The organism is Pseudomonas sp. CGJS7, assembly GCF_036961695.1.
On record NZ_JBAMDI010000136.1, the window covers coordinates 17,311 to 27,689 of the forward strand.

At 68.6% G+C, this 10,379-nt stretch carries 10 protein-coding genes; 9 read left to right on the top strand and 1 reads right to left on the bottom strand.

Translation table 11 applies throughout. The annotated features are described in order from the left end of the window. The first annotated feature begins 5 nt into the window (after nt 1–5). The 6 genes from pcnB (at nt 6) to pgi (ending at nt 6,185) form a co-directional block, all read left to right on the top strand. Entirely contained in the window at nt 6–1,361 is a 1,356-nt protein-coding gene (gene pcnB / locus V7787_RS44335; protein ID WP_336094084.1) for a polynucleotide adenylyltransferase PcnB, read from the top strand. A 124-nt stretch (nt 1,362–1,485) separates the two neighbouring features. Further along, on the top strand, nt 1,486–2,016 hold the full coding sequence (folK, locus tag V7787_RS44340) for a 2-amino-4-hydroxy-6-hydroxymethyldihydropteridine diphosphokinase (RefSeq protein WP_336094085.1): 531 nt from the start codon (nt 1,486–1,488) through the stop codon (nt 2,014–2,016). A 300-nt stretch (nt 2,017–2,316) separates the two neighbouring features. Beyond that, on the top strand, nt 2,317–3,156 hold the full coding sequence (panB, locus tag V7787_RS44345; protein ID WP_336094086.1) for a 3-methyl-2-oxobutanoate hydroxymethyltransferase: 840 nt from the start codon (nt 2,317–2,319) through the stop codon (nt 3,154–3,156). Nucleotides 3,157–3,270: 114 nt separating this feature from the next. Further along, nucleotides 3,271–4,125 carry a pantoate--beta-alanine ligase gene (panC, locus tag V7787_RS44350; protein WP_336094087.1) on the top strand — a complete coding sequence of 285 codons (855 nt, stop codon included), beginning with the start codon at nt 3,271–3,273 and terminating at the stop codon, nt 4,123–4,125. 139 nt (nt 4,126–4,264) lie between these two features. After that, nucleotides 4,265–4,645: an aspartate 1-decarboxylase gene (gene panD / locus V7787_RS44355; protein WP_074866448.1), complete on the top strand. Its 381-nt coding sequence runs from the start codon at nt 4,265–4,267 to the stop codon at nt 4,643–4,645. A gap of 28 nt (nt 4,646–4,673) precedes the next feature. Beyond that, the gene (gene pgi / locus V7787_RS44360; RefSeq protein ID WP_336094088.1) at nt 4,674–6,185 is read left to right on the top strand and encodes a glucose-6-phosphate isomerase; all 1,512 of its coding nucleotides are present in this window, start codon (nt 4,674–4,676) and stop codon (nt 6,183–6,185) included. Between the two features lie 529 nt (nt 6,186–6,714). On the opposite strand, the gene queG is transcribed toward pgi, so the two are convergent. After that, on the bottom strand, nt 6,715–7,812 hold the full coding sequence (gene queG / locus V7787_RS44365) for a tRNA epoxyqueuosine(34) reductase QueG (protein WP_336094089.1): 1,098 nt from the start codon (nt 7,810–7,812) through the stop codon (nt 6,715–6,717). Nucleotides 7,813–7,835: 23 nt separating this feature from the next. Here queG and V7787_RS44370 point away from each other — a divergent pair, with 23 nt between their 5' ends. From V7787_RS44370 to V7787_RS44380, 3 genes are all read left to right on the top strand, one after another. Continuing rightward, nucleotides 7,836–9,350, top strand: coding sequence for an NAD(P)H-hydrate dehydratase (locus tag V7787_RS44370; RefSeq protein WP_336094090.1), 1,515 nt, complete (start codon nt 7,836–7,838; stop codon nt 9,348–9,350). Between the two features lie 8 nt (nt 9,351–9,358). Next, nucleotides 9,359–9,901, top strand: a complete 543-nt coding sequence (gene tsaE, locus V7787_RS44375) for a tRNA (adenosine(37)-N6)-threonylcarbamoyltransferase complex ATPase subunit type 1 TsaE (protein WP_336094092.1) — start codon at nt 9,359–9,361, stop codon at nt 9,899–9,901. An 87-nt stretch (nt 9,902–9,988) separates the two neighbouring features. Next, nucleotides 9,989–10,379, top strand: a 391-nt coding sequence (locus V7787_RS44380) for an AMIN domain-containing protein (protein WP_336094093.1), incomplete at its 3' end; no start/stop codon positions are given.

The following is a 10,379-nucleotide window of genomic DNA, read 5'->3' on the forward strand; positions in this document are numbered from 1 at the left end:
GCTCGATGCAAGCCGACAATTCCTCACTTATTCCTCAGACCTCCTTGCAGGTGATTCCGCGCGATCAGCACAACGTCTCGCGCAAGGAGATCAGTCCCAATGCGTTGCGCGTGCTCTACCGGCTGCGCGACAGCGGTTTCGGCGCCTTCCTCGTCGGCGGCGCGGTGCGCGACATCCTGGTCGGCGGCCATCCGAAGGACTTCGACGTCGCCACCGACGCCACGCCCGAACAGGTCAAGGGGCTGTTCCGCAACTGCCGCCTGATCGGTCGCCGCTTCCGTCTGGCCCATGTGGTCTACGGCCGCGAGATCATCGAGGTCGCCACCTTCCGCGCCAACAGCGACGACGGCAGCGGCGATCGCGAAACCGACACCGGCGGGCGATTGGTGCGCGACAACGTCTACGGCAGCATCGAAGACGATGCGGTGCGCCGCGACTTCACCGCCAACGCGCTGTACTACGCGGTCGAGGATTTCTCGGTGCGCGATTACACCGGTGGCTTCCAGGACGTGCAGAACCGTTTGATGCGCCTGATCGGCGATCCGGAAACGCGTTACCGCGAAGACCCGGTGCGGATGCTGCGCGCGGTGCGTCTGGCGGCCAAGCTCGGCTTCGAGATCGAGAGCGCGACCGCCGCGCCGATTCCGGGCCTGGCGCCGTTGCTGGCCGATGCCGCGCCGGCGCGTTTGTTCGAAGAATGCTTGAAGCTGTTCCTGTCCGGGCATGCGGTCGACAGCTTCCTCGGCCTGGAGCGTTACGGCCTGCTGTCGGCGCTGTTGCCGGAAAGCGCGGCCGCGCTCAAGTCCAACCGCAGCGGCGCCTTGCGCCGGATGCTGCTGGAAGGGCTGAAGGGCACCGATGCGCGGGTGGCCGCGGACGAACCGGTGTCGCCGGCGTTCTTGTTCGCCCTGCTGCTGTGGCCGGCGTATTGCCGCGACCTGATGGGCTTGCAGGCGCAGGGCGTGCATACCGCCGAGGCCCAGCGCCGTGCCGCCGATCGGGTCACCTTGCATCAGTTGGCGACCATCGCCTTGCCGCGCCGGTTCTCGCTGCCGATGCAGGAAATCTGGCTGCTGCAATCGCGCTTCCAGCAGCGTCAGCGCAAGCGCGTATTCCGCTTGCTCTCGCATCCGCGCTTCCGCGCCGCGTTCGATTTCCTGGCCCTGCGCGTGGCCGCATCCGACGAACACGCCGCCGATGTCGCGTTCTGGCGCGAAGCGCAGGCGCACCCGAACGAACTGCTGGCGCAGCAAGAGGCGCATGCGCGCGAGGCCGGCGACGAAATCGGCGAAGAAGGCGAGGGCCGCGCGCCGCGCAAGCGTCGCCGCCGCCGTCGCGGCGCGCCGACCGCTTCGGAGTAAGCCCGCGGCCGGTTTCCGCGCGAACGCTCGGGAGCCGGTCCGCCAAGACCCGCGGCGAGCTCGCCTCCGGCGCCCGTCGCGACAGTCTTCACTTTCCCCGCGCGCCGCGCGCTTGGGCGGAACCATGAGCGTGATCGAACCTGTGTCCACCACGACCGCGTACATCGGTCTCGGCAGCAATCTCGGCGACAGCGCCGCGGTGCTGCGCGCGGCCTTGCGCGCGCTGGACGCGTTGCCGCGCTCGCGATTGCTGCGCGCCTCGCGCTTGTATCGCACCGCCGCCTGGGGGCGCACCGATCAGCCGGATTTTCTCAACGCCGTCGCGGCGGTGGAAACCGGGTTGCCGGCAAGCGAATTGCTCGCGGCCATGCTCGGCATCGAGCGCGAAGCCGGGCGTGCGCGCAGCGTCGACGGCAGCGACCGTTGGGGCCCGCGCACGCTGGATCTGGATTTGTTGTTGTACGGCCAGGCGCGGATCGATGGCGTCGGCTTGCACGTGCCGCATCCGCATCTGCATGAGCGCGCGTTCGCGTTGGTGCCGTTGCTCGAGATCGCGCCGGATGTCTCGATCCCGGGCGTCGGCCTTGCCCGCGATGCGCTGGCGCGGATCGGTGCGGGCGAGATCGAGGCGGTGGCCGAAGGCGAGGGTGGCTGAGCGCTGTGCGGATCGGGGGTTCGGCGTAGTTGCCGATTCGCGGTCGCGGCTCGCGCCGCTCCTACAGGGGCTGCGGCCGGTTCGTTTCAGACTGTAGGAGCGGCGCGAGCCGCGACCGCGAATTCACAACTACGCCGAAACCGCGCGAGCGCCAGCGACGCGCCACTGACCGTGGTTGCCCGCTCGTTTGCCCTCGCGTGTCGAGCCGACAGCGTTCCGCCAGCGAAGGCCGCCAGCGCGCGGCAACCTGCTAAGTTAAGCAACCTCCCACGATGTCCGTCGCCACCGGACCCATCGCCCATGTACACCTCGGCCCCCACCGACGCCAACGCTTCCGAAAAACGCAAAGCCTGGACCGTGCCCATGCTCGCCGACGCCAAGCGCGACGGCCGCAAGCTGGTGATGCTGACCGCCTACGACACCAGTTTCGCCCGCACCATGGACGCCGCCGGGACCGATCTGGTCCTGGTCGGCGATTCGCTGGGCATGGTCGTGCAAGGCCACAACAGCACCTTGCCGGTCACCACCGCCGACATGGCCTATCACACCGCCTGCGTCGCCCGCGGCTTGTCCAAGGCGCTGCTGATCAGCGACTTGCCGTTCCAGTCCGACGCCACGCCCGAGCGCGCGCTGGAGGCGGCGACCGCGCTGCTGCAAGCCGGCGCGGCGATGGTCAAGATCGAAGGCGCGGGCCATAAGCTGGAAGTGATCCGGTTTCTGGTCGAGCGCGAAATCCCGGTCTGCGCGCACCTGGGCCTGACTCCGCAATCGGTGCTGCGCCTGGGCGGCTACAAGCTGCAGGGGCGCGACGACGCGACCGCGACCAAGTTGCGCGCCGATGCGCGCGCGGTCGCCGAAGCCGGCGCCTCGTTGCTGGTGCTGGAATGCGTGCCGACCGCGTTGGCCGGGGCGATCACCGCCGACTTGGCGATTCCGACCATCGGCATCGGTGCCGGCCCGCAATGCGACGGCCAGGTGCTGGTGCTGCACGATCTGCTCGGGGTGAACTCGGGCCATCGCCGGCCGAAGTTCGTCAAGGACTTCCTGGCCGAGGGCGGCTCGGTCGACGGAGCGTTCCGCGCTTACGCCGAGGCGGTACGCAGCGGCGCGTTTCCGGATGCCTCGCACTCTTACGATTGATCGCGCGCGGGCGCTGGAAAACCTCCGCGCCCGTCCCGATATCCGTTTCGACCGGCGAGGACAGGTCCGGGTTTTGCCGCGCACGGAGCCGCGCCGTCCAACCACGAGTACCGCATGCTGACCGTCGATCAATTGGACGCCCTGCGTTCCACCCTGCAATCCTGGCGCCGTGCCGGCGAGCGCATCGCCTTCGTGCCGACCATGGGCAATCTGCATGCCGGCCATCACTCGCTGATCGCCCTGGCGCGCGAGCGCGCCGAGCGGGTGGTGGCGAGCGTGTTCGTCAATCCGACCCAGTTCGGCCCGAACGAGGATTTCGGCCGCTATCCGCGCACGCCGCAGGCCGACGCCGACGGTTTGACTGCGGCCGGTTGCGACCTGCTGTGGCTGCCTTCGGTCGAAACCATGTACCCCTACGGCGCGGACAACACCGTGCAAGTGCGGGTGCCGCGGGTCACCGAGACCTTGGAGGGCGCGCATCGTCCCGGCCATTTCGACGGCGTGGCGACGGTGGTCGCGCGCCTGTTCAATCAGGTCCAGCCCGATGTGGCGGTGTTCGGGCGCAAGGATTTCCAGCAACTGGCGGTGATCCGCTACATGGTCGCCGACCTGGCGTTCCCGATCGAAATCGTCGCCGCGCCGACCCGGCGCGAGGCCGACGGGCTGGCGATGAGCTCGCGCAATCAGTACCTGTCGGCCGAAGAGCGGCCGCAGGCGGCGCAGATCCACCAAGTCCTGCAAGCCATGCGCGAGGCCGTTCAGGCCGGCCAGGCGCATCCGCAGGTCGAGGCCGACGCCACGCAGCGGCTGACCGCGGCCGGGTTCGCGGTCGACTACGCGGTGGTCCGGCGCACCGACCTGACCCTGCCCGAAACCGGCTCGGGGCAGGGCGCGGACGCCCGGGTGGCCCTGATCGCGGCCCGGCTGGGCCGCACCCGGCTGATCGACAACCTGGAATTCGCTGTCTGAACGGGGGCGGGTCCGGCCGGGGCGGCCAGGAAAGCACCGTTCCGCCCCGTATCGCCTCCGCCCATGTTGCAGCGCGCCATGCGCTGCTAGACTTCAGGCCCTTCGCGCCCGCGCGCCTGCGGACACACGAGTAACGACCATGCAACTGAACCTGCTCAAGGCCAAGATCCACCGCGCCACCGTCACCCACGCCGAGCTGCACTACGAAGGCTCCTGCGCGATCGACGGCCGTCTGCTCGATATCTCGGGCATCCGCGAGTACGAGATGGTCCACATCTACAACATCAACAGCGGCCACCGCTTCTCCACCTACGCCATCCGCGGCGAAGAGGGCAGCGGGGTGATCTCGGTCAACGGCGCGGCGGCCCACAAGGCCCAGCCCGGCGATCTGGTGATCATCTGCGCCTACGGCATCTGCGACGAAGCCGAGGCGGCCAAGTACAAGCCGACCCTGGTCTACGTCGACCGCGACAACCGGCTAACCCACACCAACCATTCGATGCCGGCACAAGCCGCCTGATCGATCCTCACCAAGAGCCTCTCGCACGATGAGCGATGACGTCCGACTTCACGAGCTGCGCGCCGAGGTCGGGCGCGTCGCTGTCACTCCGCTGGCAGGATTGATCGCCCAGGACCCGGCCCGCGCCGCGGACTTCGCGATCCAGGTCGGCCCGCTCTACGCCAGCTTCGCCCGTCAGCATTACGACCGCGACGCGCTGGCCTGGCTGCAACGCGCGGCCGCCGACGCCGGCAGCGTCCAGCGCCTGCGCGCGCTGTTCGACGGCGAAATCGTCAACATCACCGAAGGCCGGCCGGCGCTGCATACCGCGCTGCGCGGCGACCTGTCGTCCGCGCCGACCGCGCGCGCCGCGCACCAGCAGGCGCTGGCGGCGCGCAAGCAAATGCGCGCGGTGGTCGATGCGTTGAGCGCGACCGAAGTCACCGACATCGTCAGCGTCGGCATCGGCGGCTCGGACCTGGGCCCGCGACTGGCCGCCGACGCCTTGACCGGCGCCACGCCCGGCCGCTTCCGCGTGCACTTCCTGTCCAACGTCGACGGCCACGCCGCCCAGCGCACCCTGGCCGGGCTCGACCCCAAGCGCACCGCGGCGCTGCTGATCTCCAAGACCTTCGGTACCCAGGAAACGCTGCTCAACGGCTGCATCCTGCGCGATTGGCTCGGCGATGGCTCGCGCCTGTACGCGATCAGCGCCAACGGTGAGCGCGCCGCCGCGGCGTTCGATATTCCGCCGGAACGGATTCTGCCGATGTGGGACTGGGTCGGCGGCCGTTATTCGCTGTGGTCGGCGGTGGGTTTGCCGATCGCGCTGGCGATCGGCATGGACAAGTTCGAAGCCTTCCTCGACGGCGCCGCGCAGATGGACGCGCACGTGCTGGAAACGCCGCTGGAGCGCAACCTCGCTGCCTGGCACGCGCTGACCGCGATCTGGAACCGCAACGGTTTGGGGTATGCGACGCAGGCGGTGCTGGCTTACGACGATCGGCTTAAGTTGCTGTCGAACTATTTGCAGCAGTTGGTGATGGAGAGCCTGGGCAAGTCGACCCGTCTGGACGGCTCGCCGGTCGCCGGCGACACCGTGCCGGTGTGGTGGGGCGGGGTGGGTACCGATACCCAGCACAGCTTTTTCCAGGCGCTGCATCAAGGCACCTCGATCGTTCCGGCGGATTTCATCGGGGTGATTCGGTCCGATGCGCCGTATCCGCAGAATCATCGTGCGCTGCATGCCAATTTGTTGGCGCAGACCGAGGCCTTCGCCAACGGCCAGGCTTCCGACGACCCGCATCGCGCCTACGCGGGCGGGCGGCCGAGCACCACGATTCTGCTCGATGCGCTGACTCCGCAATCGCTGGGTGCGCTGTTGGCGATGTACGAACACAGCGTGTATTTGCAGTCGGTGTTCTGGGGCATCAACGCGTTCGATCAGTTCGGCGTGGAGCTGGGCAAGCAAGTCGCCAGCCGTTTGCTGCCGGCCTTGGCCGGCGAGGCCGAAGCCGACGATCCGGTGACCCGCGAGTTGCTGCGTAAGCTGCGCGGCTGAGGCTGTTCCCCCTTCGAAAGCTGTTTCCCCCCCCTTTGAAAAAGGGGGGCTAGGGGGGATTTGCCTTTGCCTTGCGCGCAAAGCAAATCCCCCGCGCCGATACGTCGACGCGAAACCGATTCATGTCAGGCGCTCGCCCCCTTTTGCAAAGGGGGCGATGTGTTGTGCCAGGCGGGCGACGTTGCGTCGAGTGCGGCCAAAGCTGTTCCCCCCTTTGAAAAAGGGGGGCTAGGGGGGATTTGCTTTTGCCTTGCGCGCAAAGCAAATCCCCCGCGCCGATACGACGACACGAAACCGATTCATGTCGGGCGCTCGCCCCCTTTTGCAAAGGGGGCGATGTGTTGTGCCAGGCGAGCGACGTTGCGTCGAGTGCGGCCGAAACTGTTCCCCCCCTTTGAAAAAGGGGGGCTAGGGGGGATTTGCTTTTGCCTTGCGCGCAAAGCAAATCCCCCGCACCGATACGTCGACGCGAAACCGATTCATGCCAGGCGCGCGCCCCCTTTTGAAAAGGGGGCGAACTGGCACAGCGCTACGAAACCCCATGCCGCGCAAGCGCCCACTCGACATGCTCGCGCACCACCGCGCTGGGATGCTCGCTACGCGTGCGCAACGCCGCGATCACCGTCGCCGACGTCGGCGCATTGCCCAGCGCCACCGCGATATTGCGCAACCACCGCTCGTGCCCGCTGCGGCGGATCGCCGAGCCTTCGGTGCGCTGCAGGAATTCGGCTTCGTCCCAGGCGAACAACTGCGCCAGCGTGGCTTTATCCAAGTCGTTGCGAGCGCGGAAATCGGGTTCGTCGCTGCGTTGGGCGAATTTGTTCCAGGGACAGACCAACTGGCAGTCGTCGCAACCGAAGATGCGGTTGCCGATCGGTTCGCGCAGTTCCAGCGGAATCGCGCCTTCGTGCTCGATGGTCAGATACGCGATGCAACGGCGCGCATCCAGCCGATGCGGCGCGACGATGGCCTGGGTCGGGCAGATGTCGATGCAACGCGTGCACGTGCCGCAGTGCGCGCTCGCCGGCGTATCCACCGGCAGCGGCAGATCGACATAGATCTCGCCGAGGAAAAACCACGAGCCGCCGTCCTTGTCGATCAGACAGGTGTGTTTGCCGATCCAGCCCAGCCCGGCGTTGCGCGCCAGCGCGCGTTCCAGCACCGGCGCGGAGTCGACGAATACGCGGTGGCCGAACGGTCCGACCAGTTCGGCCAGGCGGTCGGCCAGCCGCTGCAGACGCTGGCGCATGAGCTTGTGGTAATCGCGGCCCAGCGCGTAACGGGCGACGTAGGCGCGTTCGCGTTCGGCAAGCGTGGCCCAGGCGTCTTCGTCGTCGCGGCGGCCGTAGTCGAGCCCGACCGAGATCACCCGCACCGTGCCCGGCAGCAAGGCGCTGGGGCGGGCGCGCAGATCGCCATGGCGGGCCATCCAGTCCATCGAGCCGTGCAGGCCCTGTTCCAGCCAGTCCAGCAGATAGGCTTCGTCCTGGCCCAGTTCGATACCGCTGATGCCGCAACGCTGGAAACCGAACTCGCGCGCGATCGCGCGGATGCGCGCCGCCAGCGCCGCGTAGTCGGGCGCTGCGGCGGGATCGGGCGTAGCGGGGCGGGCGTCGGGCTGGCTCACGGGCGCAAGTATAGAATCGCCGCATGTCTACGACGTCCGAAATCGCCGATTACCCGCCCGCCACCGATCTGTACGACGCCGCGGCTTTGCGCGCGGTGGAAACCGCGGCGGCGGCCGAACTGGGCGATGCCTACGAATTGATGCGCCGGGCCGGCGAAGCGGCGTGGCGCGAGTGCTTGGACCGTTGGAGTCAGGCGTACTCGCTGCTGGCGATCTGCGGCCCCGGCAACAACGGCGGCGACGGTTATGTGCTGGCCTTGCACGCGCATCAGGCCGGGCGTCGGGTCGTGGCGATCCGCCTGCCCGAACACGCACCGCGCGGCAAACTCGCGCAGCGCGCGGCCGCCGAATTCGAAGCCGCGGGCGGGCGCATCCTGGAGTTCGACGGCGCCTTGCCGCAGGCCGATGTGATCGTCGACGCCTTGTTCGGCATCGGCCTCAAGCGCCCGCCGGAGGGCGCCGCCGCCGATCTGATCGCGGCGATCAATGCGCACGGCGCACCGGTGTTCGCGCTGGACACGCCCAGCGGCGTCGATTCCGATCGCGGCGCGGCCGCGGGCGCGGCGGTGATCGCCGAGCGCACCATCGAATTCATCGCGCGCAAGAGCGGCTTGCGCACCGGCGCGGCACTGGATCACGTCGGCGAGTTGAGTCTGGCGAGCTTGGGTCTGGATCCGCGCCGTTACAGCGCGCATCCGGTCGCCGAATGGCTGCAGGCCGAGGATCTGTCGCGCTGGCTGCGTCCGCGGCTTCGCGACAGCCACAAAGGCCGCAACGGCCGGGTGCTGTGCATCGGCGGCGATCACGGTCATGGCGGCGCGTTGTTGTTGTGCGCGCAAGCCGCATTGCGCAGCGGCGCGGGGCTGGTCGATGCGGCGACCCGCGCCGAGCACGTGGCGCCGTTGTTGGCGCGTTTGCCCGAAGCGATGCCGCGCGCGGTGGAGCGGGCCGAAGACTTGCATGCGGCGATCGATGCCGCGAGCGCGATCGCCATCGGCCCCGGGCTCGGCCAGCAGGAGTGGGGAAAACGCCTGCTTTTCGCCGCCATCGACAGCGGCAAGCCGCTGCTGCTGGATGCCGATGCGCTGAATATTCTCGCCGCCGAACCGCGTTGGCTCTCCGCCGATACGATCCTTACTCCGCATCCCGGCGAAGCCGCGCGTTTGCTCGGCAGCGATACCGCGCGGATCCAGGCGGAGCGTTTTTCCGCGGTGCGCGCGCTCGCCGATCACTACGGCTGCACGGTGGTGTTGAAAGGCGCGGGCAGCTTGATCGCCGCGCCCGGCGGCGGCGTGCGCGCGATCGGCGCGGGCAATCCGGGCATGGCGGTCGGCGGCATGGGCGATGTGCTCAGCGGCGCGATCGTCGCGTTGCGCGCGCAAGGTTTGAACGCTTTCGACGCGGCCAGCTGCGGCGCCTTGCTGCATTCGGTGGCCGGCGACGAGGCTGCGCACGAAGGCGGCGAACGCGGTTTGCTGCCGAGCGATTTGATGCCGTGGTTGCGTCGTCGCGCCAATCCTTCCGCCAATCCGCGATGATGCACGCGATGGAATCTCAAGCGACCTCAGAAACCGAGCCGGCCAGCGCATCGCTGCGGGTGAACCTGGCCGATCCCGACGCCACCGACGCCTTGGGCGCGGCGCTGGCGGCCGCGCGCGCGCGGTTGGCGCCGATGCCGACCCTGCATGTGCATTTGCGCGGCGATCTGGGCGCGGGCAAATCCAGTCTGGCGCGGGCGCTGCTGCGCGCGCTCGGCGTCAGCGGCGCGATCCGCAGCCCCACCTACACCCTGGTCGAGCGCTACCCGCTCCAGGACGGCGGCGAAGCTTGGCATCTGGATCTGTACCGGATCGGCGACGCCGGCGAGCTGGAATTCCTCGGCCTGGACGGCGGCGAGGCCACCTTGTGGCTGATCGAATGGCCCGAACGCGGCCAGGGCTGGCTGCCGGCGGCGGATTTGCGCATCGATCTGGCGGTCGCCGGGGCGGGGCGGCAGGCCGAGTTCAGCGCCACCAGCCCGGCCGGCCGGGCCTGGCTGAACGCCCTGGCCAGCGGGGCCGGCGCCCAGGCGTTTGCGGCCGACTCCTGAACGATTCCATAGGAAGTGGTGGCAGGTGCCGGATTTGCAAGGGAAAAATACTTGCATTTGCGCAGCGCCGGTGCTTGACTTACGCCCATGCGAGTCAAAGGGGCCACCGTTCAGAAATTCATGCTGGGCCTTGCGCTGCTCGCTGCGCTGGCCTGGAATCTCGCGCACGCCAGTGAAATCAAAGGCTTAGAGCTGCGCAACGGGGCCACCGGCACGCGCGTCGAGATCGCTCTCGACGGTGCCGGCGAATACAAAGTCATCAGCCTCAAGGGCCCCGACCGCCTGGTCGTGGACCTGCCGGCCTCGCGCCTGGGCAAGAACGTCAAGCTTCCGGCCGGCGCCGGCATCGTCAAATCCGTGCGCAGCGGCGAACCGCAGCCGGGTACGGCGCGGATCGTGTTCGACCTGGCCCAGCCGGTCGCGGTGCTCAAGCCGCGGATCGAGCAGGGCGCCGCGGGTCCGCGTCTGATTCTGGAAT